The organism is Paenibacillus taichungensis (assembly GCF_003287275.1).
Lineage (GTDB): Bacteria > Bacillota > Bacilli > Paenibacillales > Paenibacillaceae > Paenibacillus > Paenibacillus taichungensis_A.
This window is the reverse complement of sequence record NZ_QEVW01000025.1, coordinates 203,812-230,702: the sequence shown is the minus strand read 5'-3', so window position 1 is coordinate 230,702 and position 26,891 is coordinate 203,812. Positions and strand designations below refer to the sequence as shown.

Sequence of the window (26,891 nt, the reverse complement as noted above, 5' to 3'; positions counted from 1 at the left end):
AAGACCTCATCAATATGGGTAAGTAAGAGACTTTTTACAACAAACAATCGAAGGCTGATGCGAGCGAAACCGGAAGGGGTATAGACATGAGCAGTATTCCCAAAATCGTCATCCTCGGCGCGGGCTATGGCGGGATTCTGACAGCCCAGCGGCTGCAGAAGGAATTGAACTATAACGAGGCCGATGTCACATTGGTGAACAGGCATGATTATCATTATATCACTACACATCTACATATGCCGGCAGCCGGCACAGATACCATTGAACATGCAAGGGTCCCGATTTCGAAGCTGATTGACGAGTTCAAGATAGATCTAGTCAAATCTTCGGTAAAAGAGATCCGCCTGCAGGATCGGAAGATTATTCTGGAGGATGGCACGTTATCTTATGATTATCTGATTATTGGATTGGGTGGGGAACCGGAAACCTTTGGTATTCCAGGCATGCTCGATCATGCCATGACAATTCGCAGCATTAACTCGGTCAGAATGATTCGCGAGCATATCGAATATCAGTTTGCCATGTACAAAAACGATAATAAACGTAACCGTATTCGTTTTGTTGTGGGTGGGGCTGGATTCAGTGGTGTCGAATTCGTGGCTGAACTTGCAGATCGCATTCCTCAGCTTTGCAAGGAATTCGACGTAAATCCCAAAAATGTGCACATCTATAATGTGGAAGCAGCGCCTTCAGCTCTGCCGGGCTTTGATCCGGAACTGGTTGAGCATGCAATGAACGTGCTCAAGAAAAAAGGTGTTACTTTTAAAATAGGTGTTCCAATCAAGCAATGTCTGCCAGACGGAGTCATTGTTGGTGAGGGAGAAAAACTCGATGCAGCAACGGTCGTATGGACCGGCGGTATTCGTGGGAATGCTCTGCTTGAGCAGGCAGGCCTTGAAGTGATGCGCGGACGGGTGAAGGTCGATGAATTCCTTCGTGCCCCAGGGCATGAGCACGTCTATGTCATCGGTGACAATTCACTGGTGTTTAACAACGAAGGGCGTCCATATCCACCAACAGCTCAGATCGCGATGCAGCAAGGTGTTAACTGTGCCAAAAACGTTGTCGCTGCCATCCGTAAAAAGCAGCCGCAGCCTTTTGTGTTTACTAGTAAAGGTACAGTTGCGTCACTAGGGAAAGGTGAAGCTATCGCCGTCGTAGGCGGTAAGAAATACAAGGGATGGAAGGCGGCTCAGCTGAAAAAGCTGGTGGATCTCCGGTACTTGTTTATCATCGGTGGTATTCCCCTGGTACTGAAGAAAGGGCGGTTTTTTGGATGAGACATTGCAGTGTTCAGGTCAGAGGACTACTCACACGCGAAGAACTGGATCGTTACAATGCCCTGATGCAGGTTGGCGGTTATCTGGAGGAACAGGATCAGTATGATCTGGCTTATATCGTTCAGAAGGAAGTGGATATTCTCATTTTGCCTGCCATTGAGCGGCTTAAGGAGAAGGGACGTGACCGTGACCGGGCAACAGCTGAGTTTTTGGAATCTCTGAAAGCGGTTGATGAAGAGGAACAGGATTAGGATTAGCATTCACGTTATCCAAAGGAAACTGAGTCATCCATATTGAACATTTCATATTCATTCAAAAAAGTAAAAGCACCGCTGACCTCTCCTTAATGGAGGAGTTGCGGTGCTTTTGTGATTTATCCGATTTATAGCTTGAGCATCTCTTCCAATGTTCCTTCGTTCAGCAGACTTCCTACATAGAAAGAGCCGAATTCGCCATAACGGGCACTGACTTCGTCAAAGCGCATCTCGTAAACGAGCTTCTTGAACTGAAGTGCATCATCCGCAAACAACGTAACGCCCCATTCCCAGTCGTCGAAACCGACGGAACCGGTAATGATTTGTTTCACTTTGCCAGCGTAACTGCGGCCAATCATGCCGTGGCTGCGCATCATCGTACGACGCTCGTCCATCGACAGCATGTACCAGTTGTCGTTCAGCTCGCGTTTTTTGTTCATCGGGTAGAAGCAGATGTATTGACGCTGTGGCAGAACCGGTTTGAGACGAGCAATGATTTCAGGGTTCTGCATAGGGTCTTCGCCCTCTTTGCCAAGATAATTGCTCAGTTCCACTACACTGACATAAGAATATGATTTGGTAGTGTATTGGGCAAACATCGTTTTGTTGAACGCGTTCTCCACGGCTTTCAGATCTTCCAACGTTTCACGCAAGTGCATCATGACAAGGTCAGCCTTCTGTCCCACAACGGTATATACGACAGTACTTCCTTTGGATGAATCCTCTACAGCTTTCCATTCCTTCCAGAATGCCTGAAGCTCGTCCAGTGCTACGGCGCGTTCCTCATCATCGGCTGCTTTCCAGGCGGCCCAGTTAATCGAGCGGAAGTCATGCAGGGCGTACCAGCCCTCCAGTGTTGATGCGGCTTCGTTCATTGCATTGATTCCTCCTGCAGGTTATATTTCCAAATCCCGGTAAGGGACGGTTGAGTACTTTATCGTCTTCATTGTATCCCAACAGGAAGCAGAAGGGCAAATGAAGAGAAGGTGAATATAGGGAAAATTGTCCAGAAAGTTCGTTGCTTCGCCACATTTTTTGCGGTACACTATCTACTATCGTAGTAAGAGTAACCGAGTCAGTGAAAGAAGAGGTGAACGTCACCCGATGCAGTTTATACCTGTGCTGGTATTGATGGTGTTATTTTTCGTTATGATGTTTGGTATCGGTTTCATTCTGAATATGCTGATGAAGACAACCTGGTTTCCTTCCTATCTGTTCATAATTGTCATTTTGCCTGTCGTCGTGTATTCCTTATGGGATCATACGGCATCGCTGATGTCGCATTTGGGTTCTTTCCATATTGTAGACTATATGACGGGTGTAGCTGGACTTGCTGGAGCGGTCATCAGTGGCTGGGCCATTCGCAAACTTCGTCTGGGTGGGTACAAAATGTTTTAATCGGCTAGCCAAATGGCAGCAAACGCTGGACTGCATTTTCCGTAAAGGTCTTGCCTTTGTCGTAAACGCTTACGATTGCAAAGGGAAGGCTTTTTGGCATGCAGTCAAAAAAAATGTGCATGATTATTTGGACATGTCTCATATATATATGGATAACATTTCTCTATATGTTCACTTGTTTTCTAAGGCAGTAGCTTTTATAGTAATCTAGCAACTCTGCGAAAACGTGAATGCTGTCGACCTAGGACGAAACGGAGCGAGAACAGGTCCGTTTTTTACCTGTTTTTGAGCATTTGAGGATCGGACATTTATGATAGAATAGATAAACATACTTTTGGGGAGAAGGAGATCAAGCTATGCGCATGAAGAATTTGCACCATTATACTGAACATCATCGCTACTGCGTATACAGGGAGTTTGGACTTAGTGCCCTGGATGACCGCATGCTCACCGGAGCGTATCAGCCAATGGTAGGTGCCTTTGCGATAGGCTTGTATCGACTGCTGTTTCAGCATCTTCCCGGTGAACAGGTCGGTTACTCGCCGCTTGAACAGCAACGGAGGTTGTTCATGACGTTGGGACTCGAGCCCAGCGAGAAAGGGCGTAAGTATTTGGTGGAGCAGGCATCCAAACTTGAAGCCGTTGGTTTGCTTCAGACTTCACGGCTGTATATTCCGGAAAATGACGACTACATTTATGAATATGAGCTGCAACCTCCGCTCTCTCCGGCAGAATTTTTCCGTACACAGCATTTGACACTGCTGCTTCGTGACAAAATCGGCAAGTTCGCCGTACTTTCACTACGTTCCGGTTTTTCGGCGATAGAGAGCGGTGAAGCGCCTTACCCAGCAGCGAATAAAGAAAATATTTCCGTTCCTTTTTACGATATATTTGAATTGAATACGCACGTCATTGATTATGAACTGGAGCAGGCGTTGTCGGAAGTGTCGACTTCGGCTCAGCGCAGCGGGATAAGTGGTGCGGCCGAAGAGAACAGCTTGAATTATGCCGACATTATATTGCGTTTTCCGCGTGAGTCGGTTAATCGCCGTCATGTGGAGCAATTGCGGTTCGATCACGAACAGCTTGGCATTGTGAATTATGTGGTAAACAAGTTCAATCTCAGCGTACAGGATGTATGTCGTTTGCTGGATGAAGATGATATCTTTAATCCACAGGGGCAGCTCGTGCTGGATGACCTTCAACACAAGGCGAGCCTGCAGTTCAGACAGACCAAGAAGCGACATGAACAGCAGACGGTACAGGCAGCCAAGGTTGTTGCCCTCAGACAGCATATGGAGGAGCCGGAGCGGAAAGAGGATTCTGGTGAACCGCCTGTCGAACATGTGGTTCAGATGGAATACTACGTCGAAGTGCCTCAGCAATTTTCGACCAAGTGTGATATTCATCAGTACAACATGATGCTGCGTAATGAGCCCTACACACGATTGCTTCAGACGTTCTTCCCTGGAGCCGTACCGGACAACCTGGTGGACATTTTTGAGAAGATCGACCTCAGCTACAAGTTGCCTGGTGAAGTAATCAATGTGCTGATTCATTATTTGATGGCATTGCTTGTATCCGGTGGTGAGCAAAGAATTAACCGTAACTTTGTTGAGGCTATTGCCTCTAACATGCTGCTCAAGCAGGTGAATTCCTATGAGAAGGCGGTACAATACATTCGAGACCAAGCCAAGGTCAAAGGCAAACAGGCTGCTGGTGCAGCTGGAACCCGTTCCCGTACATACGGCAAAGGAACCAAAGCCAAACCCGAAATTCCGATTGTACAAGACATAGGTGCTGACGGCGATGCCGTATCCGAAGAAGAGTTCGAAGAGATGATGAGGTTTGCCCAGCAGATGCAGGCAAGTAAACAAAAGGGAACTTCATAATTCTTATAATAATGACCAAAAGGCGAGTCACCTAAATTAAAGGAGACTCGCCTTTTATTCTTACAAGGAAAAGAGGAGGGCCCCGATGGCAAAATGGGATAACATGCTGTCCATGCTTTGGATGCTGCGATCCGGAAGAAAGCTTACCGCCGCTCAGATCGCGGACAGTTTGGAGATTAGCGTCCGCACCGTGTATCGATATATCGACGCATTATGCGCCAGTGGCGTGCCGGTCGTAGCGGAATCGGGCCATGATGGCGGTATTCGTATTCTGGAGAGTTTTAAGGAAACGCCATTGTTCTTCAACGCTCTAGAGTTGAAGGCACTTGTGGATGCGTTTAAATTTGCCCAAGGTGCTGGTTATCCGTATGTGCAGGAGCTGGAGTATGCGTTGAAGAAGGTGGAGAACGGACTGCACGAAGAGCAGCGCCACGATCTGTCTCGCCAGCAGAGCAGCTTGGACGTCGTTTCTTCAACGCGTGCACCTTCTGTTGTTCCGTTGTTGCGGGACTTGGAACAAGCGACGAAAGACGGGCGAACGGTCCGTATGGTCTATCGCAAAGCGAATGCGGAGCAGGCTGACGAACGTGAAGTCGATCCATATGGGCTAGCGTATGACCGAAATGAATGGTACGTTGTCGCGTTCTGCCATCGGTCGCAGGCGATGCGGACGTTTCGCGTCGAACGAATTGAACAGCTGGAGTCAACCGAAGCGAGGTTTGACAAGCCGGAGTCTTTCTCTGCGTCTGCGTTTTTCTGTGAGCAGTCCAACCAGAGACGGGAGGCAGATGGACCGTTAACGGTTATCCGTATTGAGGGACAGCCTGACACGCTTAATGCGGTCTGCAACCACTGGCATCTGCGCCACTATTTGACGGAACGAACCGACCGGGAGGCGCGGTTTCTGATCGATGCTCCGACGATGAACAAATACCTACCGACATATCTCCTAACGTTCGGCACGGCCATTCGCATCCACGAACCACTGGAGTTGAAGCGGCGGATTCAGGAGAAGGCATACGGTATCGCCAAACATTATGAAAACGATCCGAATTGAAGTTTGCTGACAACATTTGTCAGCGATCTTGTTATATGATAAAGACACATCTGCGGCAGCCAAACCATGTGAAGAAGGGAAAGGTGAATTTATCGATGCTTCAACAACCATACCGACTGTATGATTATCATGTTTGGGCAAATGATCGATTGTTTGCGCACCTGGAGCAACTCCCGAATGAAGTATTCCATGCGGAAGTGACGAGCGTGTTCCCATCCGTATCACAAACATGTGCACACATGTACTTGTTTGAACAGCTTTATATGCTCGTGCTCGCGGAAGTTCCGAACAAGGAGATATTTCCGAAAATCTCGGGCTGGACAGAGGAAGCACAGGGCAAAACCGTGAATGAGATGCGTGAGCTGTTTGGCAGCGTTGCCGAACGTTTCCGAGATTTACTGCGGCATACGCCTGACCCGGACAAAAAAATGACAATCGAGCATCCGAAATACGGTAAAATGGAAACACATTTTTCCGACATTCTACAGCATGTTGTCAACCACGGGACGTATCACCGGGGCAATGTGAGCGCGATGTTGAGACAGCAAGGTTATACCGGTGTGCCAACCGATTATATATTTTATTTGTTGGAACAGCAGAAGGTTCAAGGGTAGTGCCAAACATAAATTAGGCCCTTTCGACTTCCTGTAGGGAAGCGAAAGGGCTGAATTTTTCTATTGTTTTCTCGACGCCTAGAAGTCGGTTAACCTTGTGAATCTTTTATCGCAGAATTGTCGTTGCTTTATTGCCGGCATAATCTTCGATAACGAGCTTCAGGGAGCTCGTGGTGGATGCAGGCGTGAATGTCAGTTCGCTCAGCTTCGTTCTACCCCGAATGATATAAGGGAATTTCTGCGAAACGTAAGTTACTCCGAATTCGCGTGCTACCTCATTTTCATAGACATAGATTTTGTACCAATCCTCCAAATCAGGCAATGCGAGCGTGTACTTTCCATCCTTTACCGTAACCTTTTCTTTGGTGTATGGTGTAATCTGAGTATCTGCCAGTTGTCCGGTCGTTGTGACTGGATTCTGTTTGCCAAGGGCAATATTCAGGACGTAATGTTCACCATTGGTCGGAAGGCCTGTCAGAATGGCAGACTGTTTTCCTTTTTTGACTTGAAGCGTCTTAGTGAAAGGTTCCTTCGTGTACTCCGTTTGGAGTGTAAGCTGGATCGGATCTTTACCTGGGTTCTTCTTCGGGTTTTTCCAACTGACAATAGCATCGCCATTGTTCTTGAATTTAACATCAATGTCCTGAACAGCTTTATTCAAATCATAGGACAGGACGGTTGCTTCACTTTCGGTACCATCTGCGCCTACAGCACGAATGGACAATTTGCCAGCGGGATGTTTGAGCGTTTTAATATAAAATGTGGAGTCATACACACCGCCGACATAAGCGCCGTTCTCATACAGATTATATTGCTTAACCTTCGAATAATCTTCCATATCCCATTCGACAACCAACTCGTCGGTGTTGGTCAGTGCTTTGGTAATATGGAATCCGGTTGGAGCATCGGGTTTGGCGGCAGAACCGTCAGATATACGAATCTCACCAATGTTCATCTGATATTTTTCAATCGTAGTTCCGTTAGGATTGAAGGATAGACCAAAAGCTGCAACAGTCTTCCCTTGGTATGCACTCAGATCGAGTGAAGTTGTCTTCCAGCCTGCCGTGTGCTGACCTGAATCTGGTACTTTGACTTTGACCACTTTGGTTGGTTCATCCTCAAATATCAGTCCGACATACATGGAGGAAGCGTCGTTGGCAGACGGTTTATTATAGGCGAGTTCCAGTTTGGATTGGGCGTTGATCGACAGATCCGTCTTGTACAGACGAAGGAAATTGTCCGTATCCAGACTTCCATTTACGACAAGAGAACTGCCGCCAGTAAACGCACCAACGGAATCATAAGTATAACGAGCACCTTTTTCATAGGTTGGACCATAGTCAAAATCAACAGTGAGTTTGTCACCTTGACTATCCATCCACCACTGCCAGGTAACCGGGATATCCTGAATATTAATATTGGACCATTCGGTTGCATTGGAGACGGTTCCGCCCTCATAATATTTCAGACCGTGGCCTGTATTGAAGTTGGTCACAAAATTGGAGCCGTGTATAACGGAGCGTTCGGTGAGGTAAGCGGCGATGCCGTCCCACTTTGCACCAGAAGCATACACGTCGGATAGATCAACGGATGTCGTACGGCGTGCATTGGTTGGGTCCTGATTTGGACCTGACCACCAAGCGCGGTCGCGCACAAAGGTCATCCATTGGTACTCATCTTCGGCTCTATGATTCGTGCTGCCATCTCCCATTTCTTCATCCAGGGCATTATGGGTAAAGTCGGCACCAAGCGTTGCAATGCTGTTCATCGGTTGACCGTTCTCGTCCAGATTGTTACGCAGATCGTAGAGCTGCTTCCAACGGCCAAACTGGTCATTCCCACCTTCGACACCGGCAAATACCGTTTCCAGTGGGTCAAGTCCCAAACCTGTGGCATGATCGCGCGAATCACGCAGCATGTCATGGTTCCATACGTAATTCAGGAAGATCGAATCCGAGACTCTGCCTAATGCAGAATCTTGCACAAATGGACTATTAAGTCCATTAAACTGGTTTTGGTATTGAATTTTGCCCGTTGTATTGATGGTGGAGTCATACCACTGAACATATAGTCCTTCGTCTCTTAAATACTTCATAAATTTCTTGTAGGAAGCGATGTCTTCAGGTGCAACGCCTTTGGCAACCTCTTCCTGATTGAAAAAGTATCCGTCGTAATTATAATACTGTGCCATCTCGACCAGCTTTGCAGCGACAGGGAAATTCCCTTCTTCATCCTGCACAAGCATCTGCTTGTAGGTTTGTGGTCCACGATCATTGTCTGAGAAGAAGATGTTGGCGATGGAACGGACACCGTTTTTGTGTGCAGCATTGGTGTAAGCCGGATTAGGAATGTTCAAAATGCCAAACTCAAAGTACTTTTCCGTCCATTCCTTATTGGGGTCGTACAATTCCTCAGGCACGCCAGCAGAAGCCATACCATGCCAATAGCTATAATAGTCTGTGTACTGCCAATAATTAAAGAGGTATTCGCTGAATTCATTGGTGTACGGGGTGCTGTCAAAGAATGAATTGCCATAATCGCCACTCATCGTAAACAGCTGGGTGTCCGGGCTGAGTTCGGGGTAAGCCTGCGTAGCCGCAAAGGCATCGTTACGGGGCTGCAAAGGTACATGAGCACGAAGCAAATCACCATGGATATCACTTTCGGGTGTCCAATTCAGGATCTGGGCAGCGGTGTAGCCATGCTGATAAGGCTGATTTACTCCCTTGGCGCTGTCACCTGTGTAAGGGAGCGTGTCTCCGGCATAAACGGATGAGGCAATAACTTGTCCAAGCAGAGCGGAAGTGAGAACCATTGCGGTTACTTTGGGGATAAAGCCTTTGGGTTTGTGTTTGCGTGTCATGCTGTTCCTCCTTCAAGTCGAATGAATGTAAGGTATTCTTTTACACAAAAATAAACTTATGGTTAACGATAGGGCATGAAAGCATTTTCATATAGGGCGAAATTAAAGAAACATAGGTATAAACTAAAGAAAAATTCCAGGTGACAAGTTAATGTTAGAAGGCAGATGATATACTTTAGACAGGAAAACAGCATCGGAGGGAACATGTGACTTGAAAATTGTTAGCGTTTACAAAAATTTCTTTAAAAATAATATGTTTATGAAGATGCTGTTCATCTTCTCCATGATTTCCATTGTAACGATTATTACCTTGTCCTATATCATTTTCCTGTCAGTGTCCGATGCCACGATTGGCCGAGAACTGGCGATCCAGAAAGCGGCGATGGAGAGTGTTGACCGATATATTCATCAGCAGTATGAATCGGTGCAGAACATGGTGAGGGATATGCATCAGAATGAGGCGTTATCGGCCAATATTACCTATCTGATGAACCACACGTACGCCGAGTATGTACAGCATCTGACGAATGGCTATTATGCGAATCAGGATGATTACTCCGCTGATGTACTGAAACATTTTCAGAATATTATGGATCGCAATTCGGATATCAATCAAGTGATGTTATATAGTGCCGAACAGCAGGATCTGTCCTCCTTCAATCAACATAAGCAGTTCAGAAAGCTAAACACCAATGTGGCTCATTCTTATATTCCTGACGTGATGGCGATGGAGACACCGAATATCAGCGCACCAAACTATTGGATTCGTAAAGAAATTGATCAATGGGACCCGGCGCTGTATGCGATTCGTGTGCCTATTAATGATACACAGACCCTTCGAAATTTGGGTCAGTTCCTTGTATTCTTTGACTCAGCAGGTATTGGCAACGCTTTGGATAGTTATGAAAGTAATCTCAAGGGAGAAATTGTGGTGCTGTCAGCCAAAGGCACGGTATTGTTTGATTCCAACAGTAACTATTACGGCAAGAAGTACCCGTATATCAATGTGGCCGATTCCCTGTTTGATCAGACGGATATGGACTCGATGAAAAAGGAGCAAAATATGTATGTGAACAAGTTTGTCTCGGCGGATCAGGGATATGTAGTCGTTGGCACGGTTCCTGTGGATGAGATGGCTGAGGCCTACGCGGGTACACGCAATACAATCGTTTCGATTAGCATCATATGTATCCTGTTTGCAGTACTGGTTCCGGCGTTTTTCATTATTAATTTTGCCAAACGCACTCGGAGAATCATTCGTTTCACCCAAAGGGTGAAATATGGCAACCTGACAGCACGTATCGATGATGCCCGTGATGATGAGCTGGGACAGATCTCGCACAGTTTCAACGATATGCTGGATGAACTTAATCAATATATTGAACGCGTCTACAAAGCCGAGATCAAACAAAAGGAGACAGAACTGGTCGCTCTCCAGGCACGGATTAATCCTCACTTTCTCTATAACACGCTGGAGGTCATCCGGATGAGGGCGATTTCGCAAGGTGCGAAGGATGTCGGCGAGATGATTTACAGTTTGTCCGTGTTATTCAAAAGCCTTGTTCAACAGAAGAAAAATTATACCCTCAAGGATGAGATGGAAGCTTGCCGTTTATATCTGGAATTGTTCCGAATCCGGTATAAGGATATTTTCATGTACACGATTCAGTTGGACCCTGTGCATAACCACCATCCGGTGGTCAAGCTCTCCCTGCAGCCGATTATTGAGAACTATGTGGTGCACGGCATTCAGACAGAACGTTCGGATAATCAATTAACGATCGTTGTTGAAGAACTGGGCGACGCTTTGCAGGTAGAGGTCAGAGATAACGGTAAAGGCATTGAGCCTGAGCGCCTGACTGAAATTTTAGAAGAACTGGAACGTCCGGAAGAGTCGGGTAAAATGTTCGGACTGCGCAGCGTTCACACCCGTTTGCGTTTCCTGTATGGACCGGAATTCGGCATCACGATAGAAAGTACACTCGGAGAAGGAACCCTGATCAGGGTTCGTTATCCTCATACAGAAGGGACAGGTATTTAATATGTACAAGGTATTTATTGTGGATGATGAACCGTTCATCATTGAAGGTTTGTACGATATTTTGGATTGGTCATCGTTCGATATGGAAATTGTAAGCCATGCAGGCAATGGACAGGCCGCATTAAACGCCTTGTCTGCGCAGCCTGTGGACATTCTGATTACTGATATATCCATGCCATTCATGAATGGTCTGGATCTGATTCGGGAAGCAAGGCAATTGCAGCCTGACATCAAGGTAATTATTTTAAGTGGTTTCAATGAGTTTGAATATTTGAAAGAGGGCATGCAGCTGGGCATCGAAAATTACCTGCTCAAACCGATCAATGTGGAAGAACTGGAATCGACGCTTCGCAATACGGCTTCCAAGCTGGACCATGCGTTGTCTCCTCAAACGGATGATGCTTATGGTGTTCAGATTCTGAAAGACAACATCCTTCATCGATGGCTGACGGGACAGATTGCGGCCACGGAATTCGAGGAACGCGCACAGTTCTTGAACCTTTCGCTGGATGCGCCCGATGTTGCAGTAGCTATACTGCGAACTAAAGAAGAAGTATCCGGCATGTTCGAGCGAGTGGAGGGTATGCTCAAGGAAAAGTCCTATGTGAACGTATTTCATGACATTGATGGAGATATCGTCATAGTTGCCAATGTGCATGCAGGTGAGGACGAGAAAAAGAAATTTATGGAGTGCCTTCAGGCATTATCGGCTGCTCTATGTGAGACACATCCTGCTGTTCTGATTGGGGCAGGAAGTCTGATGCGTGGACTTCACCATGCGCCTACAAGCTATCAGGAGGCGAAAAAGGCACTTCAGTATGTGATGATCTATCCTGACCTTAAAGTGATTGATCATGCCATATTGGAGAAGGTGGGAAGCTCTGCTTCTTCCTTCTCGATCGATTGGAAGGAGTACGCGAAGCTCATTCTATCCCGTAATGCAGAGCTGCTTGCGGAGCGAATTCGGGTCGATTTTGAACAGCACCGCGACGGGGTTACTCCGGCTGAGTTGCAGAACATCGCACTGGAAGTGGTCATTCGCTTCAAGATGGAATTGGAGGGCATCAAACATTCGGATGAATCGGCTATTTACCAACGTGGACTTCGCCTTGTATTGGACAGCGGAACGTTTGATGAACTCGTGCAGGCGTTGCAGCAGGTTGGTTCGGAGACGATTCAGTCTCTGCTTCAGGATTTAAAGAATCCAATCGTCAACCAGGTGCTTCAACATATTGACAAACATTACGCAGAAGAGCTTTCGCTGAAGCTGCTGGGTGCTCATTACCATCTTCATCCGGTATATTTGGGACAACTGTTCCACAAGGAGACGGGCGAGACTTTTGCCGAGTATATCAATAAATACCGGATTGAACGTGCCAAGGAACAGCTGCGCAATTCGAATCTGAAAGTGCATGAGATCGCAAGGAATGTCGGGTACTGGGAGACCGGGTATTTCTATAAACAGTTCCGCAAGTATGTGGGAATTTCACCTACCGATTTTAAGGTTTTTGGATAATTTTCAGTGGATCACCGATTGGACCAGTGGATTGAAATAAATGAGACATTCTGGGGACAGGAGGGCATGCAATGGAGTTGCTGCCAAATGTTACTCAGTATGTCTTTTTGATGTAAGCGATTTATTCAAATAGGTACAAATTAATGAATCGGTACGGATTTCTCTTTAATTTGTACCTCGAAATATTAAGTTTATCTTCTTTTTGAAAATGCTTTCATTCGATAAGGTTAAAGCAGTTAGTTTGTAGAGCTAAAGGGAACACGAAAAGGGAGGATCAAGGAAATGAGTAAACAAAGAAAAAGTTTTTCTCTCGTACTTGCATTGTTGATGGCGGTTACACTCGTTCTTAGCGCCTGTGGAGGAAGCAAGGATGCTTCAGAATCAGGGGAAGCAGGAGAGGCTCCTGTCGAGCTGATTTGGTACACCATCGGTACCCCTCAGAAAGATGTTAATAAAGTGATGGAAGAAGTCAGCAAGTACACGAAAGAAAAAATTAATGCCACAGTAACGATGAAAATGGTTGACTGGGGTGACTATCCGCAAAAAATGCAAGTTAACGTAGCATCCGGCGAGCCAATGGACATCCTGTTCACCTCTTCCGGCGGATTCGATTATGTTCAAAATGCTAGAAAGGGCGCATTCCTAGAGCTTGATGATTTGCTCCCTAAATATGGTCAGGACCTTATTAAAACGATTGATCCTGCATTCCTGAGTGGTTCGAAAGTAGACGGACACAATTACGGAATTCCGGCCAACAAAGAGCTGCCTCAACAAGAGGTATGGCGTTTCAACAAAACGCTGCTTGATAAATACAAAATGGACATCTCCAATATCCGTACGTTGGACAGTCTGGAGCCTTTGCTCAAAACGATCAAGGAAAATGAGCCAAGCGTGACTCCATTTGGAATGGATAAAAACTTCGTTCCTTATGTTCCTTACGACTACGTCATTCAGAACTTGCCAATGGCAATCAAACTGGATACGACGGATTACAAGATTGTGAACATTCTGGATACTCCGGAAATGAAAGCAGCTCTCAAAACGATGAGCAAGTACTACAAAGCTGGTTATGTATCACCAGAAGCTGCAACAACAGGCTCCACCAATGACCTGACCACATCAGGCAACTGGTTCCTGGATCGTGCACAGACACAACCGCTCGCGGACAACCAGTGGTCAGCAAGCTACGGATACCCGGTAGTTTCCACACCAGCTAGTGACGCGATCATCACCAACACGTCTGTACAAGGTTCGATCATGGCTATCTCAGCCAACTCCGAATATCCGGAGAAAGCAATGGAGTTCCTGAACCTGTTGAATACGGATCCAGTGCTGCGCAATATGGTTGATTCCGGTATTGAGGGCGTTCACTACAAAAAAGTGGATGACACGCACATGGAAAATCTGGCTGAATCCAAGAACTATGATATGCCTTCTTACTCTCTCGGTAACAACATGTTGTTGTATCTGAACAACAATGACCCGGATAACAAATGGGATGAGTTCAAGAAGTTTAATGCAGAGGGTGTAAATTCCCCAATTCTGAGCTTTAACTTTGACTCAAGCAAAGTGTCGTCGGAACTGACAGCAGTGCAGAATGTCAAAGAGCAATACTGGGCCGCATTGATGACAGGTACGCTGGACCCAGAGAACAATTTGGAGCAAGTGATTGAGAAGTTCAATCAAGCCGGACTTGAAAAAGTGATGGCTGAAGCCCAAACCCAGCTTGATGCCTGGAGAGCGGCAAATAAGTAAGGGTAAATTCAGGGATCGGGCCGCTGCTTGTTGCGCCCGATCCTTTTTCATTCAAGCCTGAAGGAGGATCTCCATATGACCGCATTTTTGAAAAATCTGATTAGAAACCGAGTCATGCTGTTCATGGTGCTACCAGGCGCCATCTGGTTCTTCTTCTTCTCCTACTTGCCATTGGTTGGTACAGTAGCAGCATTCAAACAATATCGTTTCAGCCGCGAAGGCTTCTGGGCCAGTCTGATGAAGAGCGAATGGGTGGGTTGGGATAACTTTAAATTCCTGTTCAGCACCAACGATGCTTGGCTCATTACGCGAAACACGCTTTTTTATAACCTTGCCATTATATTTCTGGGGCTGGTATTCGCTGTAGGTTTGGCAATTCTGCTCTCGGAGCTGGTCAATAAACGATTGGCCAAATTGTATCAAACAGGTATGTTCCTGCCGTATTTCCTATCCTGGGTTATTGTCGGTTATTTCGCGTTCAGCTTCCTGAGCATGGACCGGGGGATGTTGAACCAGATTATTGGGTGGTTCGGTGTTGAACCGATTCAGTGGTATTCGGAAGCGAAGTATTGGCCGTATATCCTGGTGTTCGTAGCTTTGTGGAAAACGATCGGGTACAACAGCATTGTCTATCTCGCTTCCATTCTGGGGATTGATCGGTCGCTGTATGAGGCAGCAATGATCGATGGCGCCAATAAGTGGCAGCAGATTCGCAACATTACGATTCCTTTGCTCTCACCTATCATTATTATTATGACGTTACTGGCTGTGGGTCGCATCTTCTATGCCGACTTTGGTCTCTTCTATCAGGTTCCAAGGGATTCGGGTACGTTGTATGCTGTTACCAATGTTATTGATACGTATGTGTATCGTGGCTTGAAAACAAGTGGTGAGATTGGCATGAGTACCGCTGCCGGATTGTATCAATCCGTTGTAGGCTTCGTGCTTGTTATCATTTCCAACTATGTTGTACGCAAAATCGATAAAGATAGCAGCCTATTCTAGGATAAGGGAAAGGAGTGAACCACTGTGGCTCAAATCGTAAAAAAACGCGACTTCCATCATGTATCCAATGGCTGGAACGTCATTATGAATATTTTGGCCGGACTATTCGCTTTAATCTGTGTATTTCCTTTCGTGTTTGTAGTGATCATCTCGTTCACGGACGAGAAAGCACTGGCCCGTGACGGGTATCGACTGATTCCGAAGGAATGGAGTCTCGCAGCCTATCAGTTTGTGTGGCAGAGTGGTGACACGCTGCTGCGTGCTTATGGGGTAACCATTCTGGTGACGGTACTGGGTACCATCATCAGTCTGATTCTAATGTCGCTGTATGCTTATGCGATATCCCGCAAGAGCTTCCGTTATCGGAGATTTTTCTCCATATTTGCCATTCTGACCATGTTGTTTAACGGCGGGATGATTCCGACCTATATGGTCGTGTCCCAACTTCTTCATTTGAAAGATACCATATGGGCACTGGTTCTGCCGCTCGCAATGAATGCCTTCTATATCATGATCCTGCGTACGTTCTATTCAACCAGTGTGCCGGATGCAGTCATTGAATCCGCGAAAATTGATGGAGCCGGAGAATTCTATACGTTTATGAAAATTGTCATTCCATTATCGCTGCCAGGGTTGGCGACAATCGGATTGTTCAGTACGCTCGGTTACTGGAACGATTGGTTCAATGCACTATTATATATCGATAATCCCAACCTCGTACCGCTGCAATCGATGCTGATGCGGATCGAGTCCAGTATCCAGTTCATCCAGCAGAACTCGGCGAACAGCTCGATGAGTTTGGCGGCGATGCAATCCATCCCGCAGGACACTTCACGGATGGCTATGGTGGTTCTCGCTACGTTGCCGATTATTTTCGCATATCCGTTCTTCCAGCGTTACTTTGTACAAGGTCTGACGGTCGGAGCTGTCAAAGAGTAACCGAATCACTTCTATAGGGTGGAGGCGTCGAAGGATGATGATGTATAAGGATAAAAGTAAATCCGTGGAAGAGCGAGTAGAACATCTGCTGAGCTTAATGACGACGGAAGAAAAGGCGGGTCAACTCATCCAGCCTTTTGGTTGGCAGACATATACGAATGATCAAGGAAACATCACGCTGAATGACTCCTTTAAGCAGCAGGTGGAAAACGGGGGCGTGGGCTCCCTGTACGGTGCACTTCGTGCAGATCCATGGACGGGTGTTACGCTTGAAAATGGATTGTCTGCCAGAGAAGGGGCAGAAGCTGTAAACCTCATTCAGCGTCATGCTGTAGAGCATTCCAGACTGGGGATTCCCATTCTGATCGGAGAGGAATGCTCGCACGGACATATGGCGATTGACGGTACGGTCTATCCCGTTCCTCTGCTCTTGGGAAGTACCTGGAATGTGGATCTGTACCGTGACATGTGTCGGGCGGTCGCTCGCGAGACGCGTGCTCAAGGTGGTGCGGTAACGTATTCTCCAGTACTGGATGTTGTACGTGATCCACGTTGGGGGCGTACCGAGGAATGCTTTGGTGAAGACCCGTATCTCATTGGTGAGTTGGCTGTTGCTTCCGTGCAAGGACTTCAGGGTGAGCGTTTGGACCAAGAGGATGCGGTCGCGGCTACACTGAAACACTTTGTCGGTTATGGCAGTTCGGAAGGTGGACGCAATGCGGGACCGGTGCACATGGGCTGGCGTGAGCTGCTGGAAGTAGATCTGTATCCGTTCCGCAAAGCTGTTGAAGCAGGTGCTCAATCCATTATGCCGGCTTATAACGAAATCGACGGTATCCCGTGTACGGTTAATACGGAACTGCTGGATGACGTTCTGCGAAAAGACTGGGGATTTGACGGTCTGGTGATTACGGACTGCGGTGCCATCAACATGCTCGCAAGTGGGCATGATGTGGCGGCAGATGGATTGGAAGCATCTGTTCAGGCCATTCAGGCAGGGATTGATATGGAAATGTCCGGTGAGATGTTTGGACAATATCTGGTGCAAGCGATCTCGGAAGGCAAACTTGAAATGCAAATACTGGATCAGGCTGTCCGCCGTGTGCTGGCACTGAAATTCAAGCTGGGATTATTCGAGCAGCCTTATGTGGATGCCAATCGAGCGGCAGAAGTCATTGGCAGTGAAGAACATATTCAACTGGCACGCCAATTGGCTGCAGAAGGTGTGGTCTTGCTCAAAAATGAAGCTGCAACGTTACCTCTGTCGACGGCAACAGCGGGCCGAATTGCTGTCATTGGTCCTAATGCAGACCAAGCCTACAACCAGTTGGGTGATTATACATCTCCCCAACCGAAGTCCAAAGTGTCTACAGTATTGGATGGCATCCGCAGTAAGCTTGCCGTAAGTGAGAGTGGGCACCAAGAGGAAGACTCAGCTGGACAATCGAATAGTGAAAATCAGGTGCTCTATGCACCGGGATGTCGCATCAAGGGTGATTCGAGAGAAGGGTTCGAGCACGCAATAGAAACTGCACGTCAGGCCGATACGGTTATCATGGTCGTTGGCGGCTCGAGTGCCCGTGATTTTGGTGAAGGAACGATCGATCTGAAGACAGGTGCCTCCAATGTGTCCGATAACTCATGGAATGACATGGAGTGTGGAGAAGGCATTGACCGCATGACGCTTGGGCTTGCAGGAGTCCAGCTGGAGCTGATTCAAGAGATTCACAAGCTTGGCAAAACACTTGTCATTGTTTACATCAACGGTCGCCCGATCACCGAGCCTTGGGTGGATGAACATGCCGATGCCATTCTGGAAGCGTGGTACCCAGGCCAAGAGGGTGGGCATGCCATTGCGGACATCTTGTTCGGTGAAGTGAACCCGTCCGGCAAACTGACGATATCCATTCCGAAGCATGTGGGTCAATTACCGATTTACTATAATGGCAAACGTTCACGCGGCAAGCGTTATTTGGAAGAGGATCTGGAGCCTCGTTATCCATTCGGATATGGGCTTAGCTATACTACTTTTGATTACAGTGAGCCGAAGCTAAGTAAAGAATCGATGACGGCCGACGAGACAGTCACCGTATCAGTGGAAGTCACCAATACGGGATCTTGCAGAGGTGCAGAAGTCATTCAGCTGTATGTATCCGACGTGGTTAGCCGTGTGGCACGTCCAGCCAAAGAGCTGAAGGGGTTTGAAAAAGTGATTTTGGAACCTGGAGAGACGAAGACTGTAGCCTTCCATATTGGAGCGGAGCAGCTGCAATATATCGGTCGTGATCTCACGCCTGTTGTTGAACCAGGACAATTCCATATTCATATCGGAAGACATGTGAAAGATACGCAGTTCGCCGAGCTGACGGTAGAGGAGGCGTAAGAAAATGGAACGCATCAGACGATTTATTCGCGAGTTGTCCGAACGTCAGTGGTTGGAGCAAATGGAGCTACGTAGCTGGGACATCAGCCGCGCTTATTATAAAGTACCAGGACAATACGAGGATCAGAAGGCTTATCCAGAAGGGGAGGGATTGAATCGTTTCCCGAGTGATCAGGGAACGACCTATTTCTTCCGGACACGGCTGGATGTACCTGCCTCATGGCAGAAAGAACCTTACGGACTTGTGTTTGAATCCGGTGGGGAAGGCTTGCTTCGGGTGAATGGACATTCCTATCAGGGGCTGGATCGTAATCATACGTATGTAACACTCGACCCTTCCCGAATAGGGGCTCAGCCTGAACTTGAGATTGAGCTATTCGATCCGGTACCCGAGCCTGTCGATCCATTGAATCAACAGGCGGTTATACAGCCTCCAATTACATCGATTAGCAGTTTATTGGTGCGACCAAATGAACCTGTCCGCAGCCTTATGTATACGGTCACGATTGTGCGTGATTCAGCGGTGCTGCTTCCGGAAAGTGATTTTCGCCGTGTACGCCTGCTGGAAGCGATCTATCGGGCGATGGATCAATTTGTAGGTCTGACAGAAGAGGCTGTCAAGCAGGGGAATGACATCCACAGTATCGAAGAAAGATTGATCCATGAAGTGCGAGAGATTGGTGGAAACGCCGAAGGCCTGGAGCATATGGTGGGGCAATCACATATTGATATTGCCTGGCTGTGGCCTGTACGTGAGACGGTGCGCAAAACCAGTCGTACATTCTCCACGGTGGATGCACTTATGAATGAATATCCCGATTATGTTTATTCCCAGAGCCAGCCTTTGTTGTATGCTTTTCTGAAGGAACATGATCCCGAACTGTATGAACGGGTGAAGAAGCGCATCGCTGAAGGACGCTGGGAACTGGTTGGCGGGATGTGGGTGGAGCCGGATCTGAACATTCCGAGCGGGGAATCCCTGATTCGTCAGATGTTATATGGTCAGCGTTTCTATATGGAGGAATTCGGCAAAACATCACAGATTGAATGGCTGCCAGATACATTTGGTTATTGTGCTTCCCTGCCTCAGATCCTGAAGCATGGCAATGTGGAGTATTTCATGACGACCAAGCTCGGATGGAATGATACGAACGTATTTCCATATGATTTGTTCCACTGGGTAGGTATTGATGGTACGCCCATCCTGTCTTATCTCAATCATGGTGTAAACGAGCATACCTTGCCGAAGGACATTCATGATCATTGGCAGTCTTACCGCGAGAAGGCGGCGCATCCTGAGCATATGCTTCTGTACGGGCATGGCGATGGTGGTGGCGGCGTGACGCGAGAGATGCTGGAGTACGTGGATCGTTCCGAGTTGATGGTGGGTCAACCGAAGAATGGTTATAGTACCGCCGGAGCCTTTTTTGACGGAATCGAGAAGGCACAGCCTGATCTTCCGAAGTGGCATGGAGACTTGTATCTGGAGCTTCACCGGGGTACATATACGACCCATGGTCGCAATAAGCGCAACAATCGGAAGGCTGAGGTGCTTTATCGCGAAGCGGAGCTCTGGAACACACTTGCCCTACCGGATATGGAGCCACAGCAGGATGCTGAAGTACGTTCAGCGCTGCATGATGGATGGAAGCTGATTTTACTGAATCAATTCCATGATATTATCCCAGGCTCTGCAATTACCGAATCGTATGTAACTTCAGACGAGGAATATGTCCGGGTATTTGAATTGGGTAGAGCAGGACTGAATCAAGGTGTTGCTGCATTAACGAGAGGGATTAACACGCAGGGGCCAGAGGGTTCTATTCCTTATGTTGTGTTCAACAGCCTTGGTTGGAATCGAAGTGAAGTCGTTCAACTTCAAATGCACGATGGATTGGATCGATACGTCATCGATGAAGAAGGTCAGCGTTTGCGCATGGATCGGGAAGATAGCCAAATTTCGGTTCTGGTGACGGATATTCCAGCGTTGGGTCATAAGACGATTTGGCTTGTACCGGAGAATGCAAGGGAAACAAATGTACGGGAAATGACCAGCATTGCTGGGCAAAAGAACTTTACAGATACATGGGAAACCGCGTATTACCATGTTCAATTTAATGAGAGTGGCGAGATATCCCGCTTGTGGGACAAGACAGCAGAACGCGAGATTCTGAAGCCAGGTGAACGCGGCAATCAATTTCACTTTTTCCATGACCGTCCGACGCTCTGGGACGCCTGGGATATCGATAGCCGTTATGAGGCTCAGGTTGCTGGAGAAGTGGAGCTCTTGGAGCAGAAGCTGGTTCTGGCGGGCACCACGAAGGACGTACTTCGTTTTCAGTGGAAGCTTCATCAGTCTGTGATAACACAGGATATGGTGTTCTATCATGACAATCGACGAATCGATTTCAACACCCATGTAAGCTGGAATGAAGATCATAAATTGCTCAAAGTGGGCTTCCCGATCGATATAGTGACTTCCAAAGCAACCTATGAAATTCCATTCGGTGCATTGGAGCGTCCAACTCATCGCAACACGAGTTGGGAGCAAGCCCAGTATGAAGTGTGCGGACACCGCTTCGCAGATGTCGCCGAGCACGGATATGGCGTCAGTCTGCTCAATGATTGCAAATATGGATACGACGTACAGGGAAGCACCATTCGTCTCTCCTTGTTGCGTGCACCGAGATGGCCTGACCGGACTGCGGATATCGGAGAACATGATTTCACCTATTCCCTGTATCCACATGAAGGCGACTGGAGAAGTGCACATACGGTACGTCAGGCAGCCGAATTGAACCATGAAGTGCCTGTGCATCAGGTGGACCAGAACGCAGGCGAACGCCCGGCAACTGGAGCATGGATTGAATTCGACAGTAGCCATGTCATTTTGGATACGGTCAAACCGGCAGAGGATGGACAGGGCACAGTGCTCCGTTTCTATGAGTCTTCGGGCACCCGTGAACGTGTGACGCTGCAATGGCCGCATGAATATGAACAAGCTTATCTCTCCAGTGCCTTGGAAGAAGCGGGCGAGCCTTTGGATACCACCAATGGTCAGATTACTTTATCTTTTAAACCTTACGAAATAAAAACCGTGCTGCTACGGTAAACCTTTTTGATATATTTTGAGCTATGTAAGATGAACTAAAACATGTACACGATAACGGAGAGGGCAGAACCAGATGGAGAAACGGAGTGTTCGCCTAAAAGCTTTCTGAAAGAAAGCTACATCGGAAGCATACGCTATCCCCGGATTTTCCCTTTGGAGAAGGGAATCAGAAAAATCTGGGGATAACAGCGATCGGGAGATGGTACTGCAATCGTAGTGTCCTAGTGTACAGTTAATGGGTTTATCTTATTACGGCTACACCATTCAATTTGTTTAAGGAGTGCACTCATACATGGAACAATTCAGACTACCCAAAATCCCAATGCCACCTGTTGCATTGCCAAAAGCCGTTCAGGCTGTAATGGAAGAAGCAGAGCAGAAGCTGGCGCATCGACCGAAGCTGCTTCAACTATTCAAGAACTGTTTCCCGAATACGATTGAAACAACAACGAAATTAATGGATGACGGTACGACCTTTGTCATCACTGGCGATATTCCAGCTTCCTGGTTGCGTGATTCCGTGGAGCAAGTGGTGCATTACATTCCATTTGCCAAGGAAGATCAAGACCTGCAACGTATTATCGGCGGTCTGATCAAGCGCCACATCCAGTACGTTCATATTGATCCATATGCCAACGCCTTCAACGAGACAGCCAATGACTGGCACTGGAACACCACCGACGTGACCGAGATGTCACCTTGGGTGTGGGAGCGCAAATTCGAGATTGATTCTTTGTGCTTTGTTGTGCGTCTTGCTTATTTATATTGGAAAGAAACCGAACTGACGGATATTTTCGATTCCAGCTTCAAAGCCGCCATGCGCAAAATCGTGGATTTGTTCCGGGTGGAGCAGCATCACATGGAGAAATCGCCATACAGCTTTACTCGCAATAACGGCATTGCTACGGATTCAATCCGTAATAACGGACGAGGCATGCCCGTCAATTACACAGGCATGATCTGGTCCGGTTTCCGTTCCAGTGATGATGCGTGCGATTTCCATTACAACATTCCAGGCAATATGTTTGCCGTCGTTGCCCTGCGTCAGATGCAGGAGTTCGCGGAGTGGGTATTCCGGGACATGGAGTTCCTGCAGGAGCTTAAGGATCTGGAGGCGGAAGTAGATCATGGTATTCAGCTGTACGGTATTTACCGTCATCCTGAATTCGGTCCGATCTATGCTTATGAGACGGATGGTTTCGGCAACTACTGCCTGATGGATGATGCAGGTACACCGGGACTGATGTCCATTCCTTATCTTGGTTACGTCACAGCGGATGATCCGATCTATCAGAATACGAGACGTTTTGCGCTCAGCAAAGAGAATCCGTTCTATTATGAAGGCAAAGTAGCCAAAGGAATCGGTAGCCCGCATACACCGCCGGATTACATCTGGCATATGGGACTGTCCATGCAAGGACTGACGGCCCAGTCTGCTGAAGAAAAGCTCGAAATCATTGGGATGCTGGAAGCAACGGATGCGGATACAGGATATATGCATGAGGGTTTCCATGCCGATGATCCGACGATTTTTACGAGAAAATGGTTTGCTTGGTCCAACAGCCTGTTCTCCCAGTTGGTCTATAAATCCATGAAGGATGGTTTGCTATGAGCAGCGCACAGGTGAAGAGAACCAAGTTGATTATTTTCTCTGATCCAACGTTTCCGGTGGAAGGCACTTTGCCAACGCAAGGTGCTCTTGATTCATGGAAAACCTCGGAAGAGATCATTGTTGTGGGCGCGGATGAGTTGGCTTCGGCTTTGAGCGGGTCGGCAGGTGAAGGATGTTTTGTGAACCTGCATGCGCCTTATTTTCCTAAATCTGCTTGGACCGAAATTGCAGCTTTTCTTCATCAGGGCGGAAGTCTGATCAACATTGGTGGCGCACCATTCAAACGTCCTGTTCGTCAGGAGAATGGGGCATGGATTACCGAGTCGGAACAAACGGCGTATCACCAGGAACTTTATATTCATGAGGCGTTAAAGGTATCCGCAGCCAAAGTGGATTCACTTGCTTCATCAGAAGATATTCCCCTTCTTGCAGGCAAGGAGGGACTGTTCGAAAGTGCGGATACGTGGAATCTGGTACCTCATACAACCAAAACAAGCGATTTGCCACACCAGATGGGTTCCTCAGGTCCGATGAGCACGCAGATTTCTCCGCTGCTCCGCGGCCGCAGCAAGGATGGTCGCAGCATCGCTGCCCCAATCGTATTATGGGAAAACTCCCGCAGTACGTTTGCCGGTTCGCGCTGGCTGTTCGTGCATCTGCCTTTGACGGCTGCCTTCTGGGAACAGAACGGAGCAGCCGAAATGGTGAACTGGGCGCAGTATTGCGCCAAAGGTGTAACCGAGCTATCTCTGAAGCCGAACTATGCTTCGTATGAATTGGGTGAACGAGCTTCACTGATCCTCCAAACCCAAATTCTACAGCGTGCGGGCAGCAGACGAAGTGAGCCGGAACTTTGGACGTTTGATCTAACAGTTGAACGGGAAGATCGTACAAACGGCACGGTAGAGAAAGTATGGAGTCATCAACTGAAGCTGGAACTTTCCGGCGAACAGCGTTTTGAACGCATTCTTCTTCCGGTTTCAATCGAGAGCGGACTGTACCGAATCGTGGGTCGTGTTCAGGCACCTGATGGAGAAGTTCGCATACTGCGGCAGGGCTTCTGGGGTCAGGACGCAGCCTTGTTGGCAGAAGGGGAAGTCATCACACGCAGCAGAGATTATTTTATCAAAGACGGTCGTCCATTGCCTGTTGTTGGTATGACTTACATGACCTCAGACGTGGCTCGGAAATTCCTGTTCCTTCCCAATGCGGATGTGTGGGATCGGGATATGGCACAGATGGCGAAAGCCGGCATTAACTGGATTCGGACCGGAATCTGGACGGCCTATCGCAACATGATGCAGGTGGATGGTCACATGTCCGAGGATGTACTGCGTGCGATTGATGCGTTCCTGTTAACGGCAAAACGGCATGGTCTTCAAGTGACGTTTACCTTCTTCTCCTTTACACCCGAGACGTGGGAAGGAACCAATCCATATTTGGACCCGCAGAGTGTAGATGCACAGAAACGATTCATTCGCAGCATTGTTAGTCGTCACAGACATTCCACACATGTGGACTGGGACTTGATTAATGAACCGTCGATGTTTGATCCTGTGCGCATATTCTCTGATGGGCCACGTTCGGCAAGAGATTCGTATGAGCAGCAGGCGTTTATCGAGTGGCTTCAGCAGCGGCATCAGACGATTGAAGCGTTGCAGGAGGCATGGAACATGTCACCTAAGCAGCTGCCGGACTTTACCGCAGCAGTCATTCCTGAACCGGAAGAAATCAATTTTGATGTACAGGACATGCACAAGGCTAAAAAGGGAACACGCTGGCTTGATTACTGTCTCTTCTCGATGGAGATGCATAATGTTTGGGCGAGAGAGCTTGTAGGCACGATCAAGGATCTTGTTCCCCACCATCTGGTTACCGTGGGGCAGGATGAAGCTCTCGGAGCACAGCGGCCTTCACCGTTCTTCTACGAGCGTGAAGTGGACTATACAACCGTGCATTCCTGGTGGCTCAACGATGACCTGATCTGGGACGGCATTTTCGCCAAAACACCACATAAACCCAATCTCATTCAGGAGACAGGGATCATGTATGTGGAAACCCCGGATGGCCGGGCCAAACGTACAGAGGAAGAGCTTCACAGCATTCTGGAGCGCAAATACGCCTATGCCTTCTCAACAGGCGGAGCCGGAGCTGTGCAATGGATCTGGAATACGAATTTCTATATGGATAATGCCAATGAATCTCATATTGGAGCGCTGAGAGCGGATGGTACGGAAAAACCTGAAGCCGATGTGTCTTACGATTTTGGCCGATTCATGGAGCAGATTCGAGACCTGTTTACCGATCGCGAGCTGGAGGACATTGCAGTGGTCTTCCCGTATTCCAACGATTTCTCAAACCGTTCCCTGGCTTACGATGCAACCACAAAATTGACCCGTGTGATGGCATATGAGCTGAAGCAGCCATTCCGGGCGGTATCCGAGTATCATCTGGAGGCATTGAAGCAGCAGCCTCCGAAGCTGATCATGGTTCCGAGTCCGCACAACATGGACAGCGATGCGTTAAGCGAGCTGCTGAACTTCGCGGAGAATGAGGGAGCTACGCTGCTTATCACTGGACCACTCGGGTTGGATGCTTATTGGAAGAGAAGTGATCGGGCAGATCATCTTGTCGGCCAGCGCAGTCTGGGCAACGTACAGCGAGAAGAAATGCTGAATATTAACGGAGTGAATCACCGCGTCACTTATGGTCGTCGCCGGATTGCCGAGGTGGCGAAGGAAACGTTGCTTCATGCGGAGAATCATACACCTGATGAAGTAGTAGTACTGCCATTAGGCAAAGGCAAGTTGATCTGGAGCCCGCTGCCGCTGGAGTTGAACGGCCGGGATGAGCCGCTGGCTGACCTGTATCAATATGCATCAGAAGTGGCTGGTATTGAAAATGAACTGGAATGGATATCCGGCGGTGATTTGGCAGGGATTTATGGCCGGAAGCTGAGCTTTCCGAAAGGGAATCTGTACGTATTTGTATCGGAGTTTGCTTTGAATCATGAGGTGAAAGTCAGAGACACACGTACGGGAGTCCTGTATACGTTCCTGTTGGAGAAAAATCGCTCGGTGCTGTTTGCCACAGATGCTGCCGGACAGCTGCAAGCCGTATATCGTCCGGATGAAGTAGAGATTGTACAACAAGAGGTAGAGGGGGAATAA

General features: G+C 47.8%; 17 protein-coding genes. 15 read left to right on the top strand and 2 right to left on the bottom strand.

The annotated features are described in order from the left end of the window. Positions 1-86 precede the first annotated feature (86 nt). A complete protein-coding gene (locus DC345_RS28380; RefSeq protein WP_024632649.1) occupies positions 87-1,280 on the top strand; it encodes an NAD(P)/FAD-dependent oxidoreductase in 1,194 nt (397 codons plus the stop codon). Next, a complete protein-coding gene (locus DC345_RS28375; protein ID WP_064635718.1) occupies positions 1,277-1,531 on the top strand; it encodes a hypothetical protein in 255 nt (84 codons plus the stop codon). The genes DC345_RS28380 and DC345_RS28375 overlap by 4 nt, the downstream gene beginning before the upstream one ends. Before the next feature lie 131 nt (positions 1,532-1,662). Here DC345_RS28375 and hemQ read toward each other — a convergent pair whose 3' ends face one another. Further along, positions 1,663-2,409, bottom strand: coding sequence for a hydrogen peroxide-dependent heme synthase (gene hemQ / locus DC345_RS28370; protein ID WP_063566107.1), 747 nt, complete (start codon positions 2,407-2,409; stop codon positions 1,663-1,665). A 229-nt stretch (positions 2,410-2,638) separates the two neighbouring features. Between hemQ and DC345_RS28365 the strand changes: the two genes are divergently transcribed. The 4 genes from DC345_RS28365 (at position 2,639) to DC345_RS28350 (ending at position 6,495) form a co-directional block, all read left to right on the top strand. Continuing rightward, positions 2,639-2,932 (top strand): YuiB family protein, encoded by a 294-nt coding sequence (locus tag DC345_RS28365; RefSeq protein WP_053783239.1) that lies wholly within the window; start codon positions 2,639-2,641, stop codon positions 2,930-2,932. A gap of 356 nt (positions 2,933-3,288) precedes the next feature. Beyond that, positions 3,289-4,824 carry a replication initiation and membrane attachment family protein gene (locus DC345_RS28360; RefSeq protein WP_113055992.1) on the top strand — a complete coding sequence of 512 codons (1,536 nt, stop codon included), beginning with the start codon at positions 3,289-3,291 and terminating at the stop codon, positions 4,822-4,824. A gap of 85 nt (positions 4,825-4,909) precedes the next feature. Further along, positions 4,910-5,881 (top strand): helix-turn-helix transcriptional regulator, encoded by a 972-nt coding sequence (locus tag DC345_RS28355; protein ID WP_113055991.1) that lies wholly within the window; start codon positions 4,910-4,912, stop codon positions 5,879-5,881. A 95-nt stretch (positions 5,882-5,976) separates the two neighbouring features. Continuing rightward, positions 5,977-6,495, top strand: coding sequence for a DinB family protein (locus DC345_RS28350; protein ID WP_113055990.1), 519 nt, complete (start codon positions 5,977-5,979; stop codon positions 6,493-6,495). Between the two features lie 106 nt (positions 6,496-6,601). On the opposite strand, the gene DC345_RS28345 is transcribed toward DC345_RS28350, so the two are convergent. Further along, on the bottom strand, positions 6,602-9,358 hold the full coding sequence (locus tag DC345_RS28345) for an endo-beta-N-acetylglucosaminidase (RefSeq protein WP_113055989.1): 2,757 nt from the start codon (positions 9,356-9,358) through the stop codon (positions 6,602-6,604). A 211-nt stretch (positions 9,359-9,569) separates the two neighbouring features. Between DC345_RS28345 and DC345_RS28340 the strand changes: the two genes are divergently transcribed. From DC345_RS28340 to DC345_RS28300, 9 genes are all read left to right on the top strand, one after another. Further along, entirely contained in the window at positions 9,570-11,399 is a 1,830-nt protein-coding gene (locus DC345_RS28340; RefSeq protein ID WP_113055988.1) for a sensor histidine kinase, read from the top strand. 1 nt (position 11,400) lies between these two features. After that, the gene (locus tag DC345_RS28335; protein ID WP_113055987.1) at positions 11,401-12,915 is read left to right on the top strand and encodes a response regulator transcription factor; all 1,515 of its coding nucleotides are present in this window, start codon (positions 11,401-11,403) and stop codon (positions 12,913-12,915) included. A 282-nt stretch (positions 12,916-13,197) separates the two neighbouring features. Continuing rightward, positions 13,198-14,670 (top strand): ABC transporter substrate-binding protein, encoded by a 1,473-nt coding sequence (locus tag DC345_RS28330; RefSeq protein ID WP_076290896.1) that lies wholly within the window; start codon positions 13,198-13,200, stop codon positions 14,668-14,670. 75 nt (positions 14,671-14,745) lie between these two features. After that, positions 14,746-15,675, top strand: coding sequence for an ABC transporter permease (locus tag DC345_RS28325; RefSeq protein WP_076290895.1), 930 nt, complete (start codon positions 14,746-14,748; stop codon positions 15,673-15,675). An 84-nt stretch (positions 15,676-15,759) separates the two neighbouring features. Beyond that, positions 15,760-16,614, top strand: a complete 855-nt coding sequence (locus DC345_RS28320) for a carbohydrate ABC transporter permease (RefSeq protein WP_258530908.1) — start codon at positions 15,760-15,762, stop codon at positions 16,612-16,614. A 34-nt stretch (positions 16,615-16,648) separates the two neighbouring features. Then, entirely contained in the window at positions 16,649-18,997 is a 2,349-nt protein-coding gene (locus DC345_RS28315) for a glycoside hydrolase family 3 N-terminal domain-containing protein (protein ID WP_181586761.1), read from the top strand. A 4-nt stretch (positions 18,998-19,001) separates the two neighbouring features. Continuing rightward, positions 19,002-22,109, top strand: coding sequence for an alpha-mannosidase (locus DC345_RS28310; protein ID WP_113055985.1), 3,108 nt, complete (start codon positions 19,002-19,004; stop codon positions 22,107-22,109). Between the two features lie 292 nt (positions 22,110-22,401). Next, entirely contained in the window at positions 22,402-23,721 is a 1,320-nt protein-coding gene (locus DC345_RS28305) for a glycoside hydrolase family 125 protein (protein ID WP_113055984.1), read from the top strand. Beyond that, entirely contained in the window at positions 23,718-26,891 is a 3,174-nt protein-coding gene (locus DC345_RS28300) for a beta-galactosidase (RefSeq protein ID WP_113055983.1), read from the top strand. The genes DC345_RS28305 and DC345_RS28300 overlap by 4 nt, the downstream gene beginning before the upstream one ends.

Bases quoted from the DNA above. Each gene is read 5' to 3' on its own strand.
- DC345_RS28335 (WP_113055987.1), top strand. From the start codon at position 11,401: ATGTACAAGGTATTTATTGTGGATGATGAACCGTTCATCATTGAAGGT.
- DC345_RS28365 (WP_053783239.1), top strand. From the start codon at position 2,639: ATGCAGTTTATACCTGTGCTGGTATTGATGGTGTTATTTTTCGTTATG.
- DC345_RS28345 (WP_113055989.1), bottom strand. From the start codon at position 9,358: ATGACACGCAAACACAAACCCAAAGGCTTTATCCCCAAAGTAACCGCA.
- DC345_RS28360 (WP_113055992.1), top strand. From the start codon at position 3,289: ATGCGCATGAAGAATTTGCACCATTATACTGAACATCATCGCTACTGC.
- hemQ (WP_063566107.1), bottom strand. From the start codon at position 2,409: ATGAACGAAGCCGCATCAACACTGGAGGGCTGGTACGCCCTGCATGAC.
- DC345_RS28355 (WP_113055991.1), top strand. From the start codon at position 4,910: ATGGCAAAATGGGATAACATGCTGTCCATGCTTTGGATGCTGCGATCC.
- DC345_RS28320 (WP_258530908.1), top strand. From the start codon at position 15,760: ATGAATATTTTGGCCGGACTATTCGCTTTAATCTGTGTATTTCCTTTC.
- DC345_RS28330 (WP_076290896.1), top strand. From the start codon at position 13,198: ATGAGTAAACAAAGAAAAAGTTTTTCTCTCGTACTTGCATTGTTGATG.
- DC345_RS28315 (WP_181586761.1), top strand. From the start codon at position 16,649: ATGATGATGTATAAGGATAAAAGTAAATCCGTGGAAGAGCGAGTAGAA.
- DC345_RS28325 (WP_076290895.1), top strand. From the start codon at position 14,746: ATGACCGCATTTTTGAAAAATCTGATTAGAAACCGAGTCATGCTGTTC.
- DC345_RS28375 (WP_064635718.1), top strand. From the start codon at position 1,277: ATGAGACATTGCAGTGTTCAGGTCAGAGGACTACTCACACGCGAAGAA.
- DC345_RS28380 (WP_024632649.1), top strand. From the start codon at position 87: ATGAGCAGTATTCCCAAAATCGTCATCCTCGGCGCGGGCTATGGCGGG.
- DC345_RS28300 (WP_113055983.1), top strand. From the start codon at position 23,718: ATGAGCAGCGCACAGGTGAAGAGAACCAAGTTGATTATTTTCTCTGAT.
- DC345_RS28305 (WP_113055984.1), top strand. From the start codon at position 22,402: ATGGAACAATTCAGACTACCCAAAATCCCAATGCCACCTGTTGCATTG.
- DC345_RS28350 (WP_113055990.1), top strand. From the start codon at position 5,977: ATGCTTCAACAACCATACCGACTGTATGATTATCATGTTTGGGCAAAT.
- DC345_RS28310 (WP_113055985.1), top strand. From the start codon at position 19,002: ATGGAACGCATCAGACGATTTATTCGCGAGTTGTCCGAACGTCAGTGG.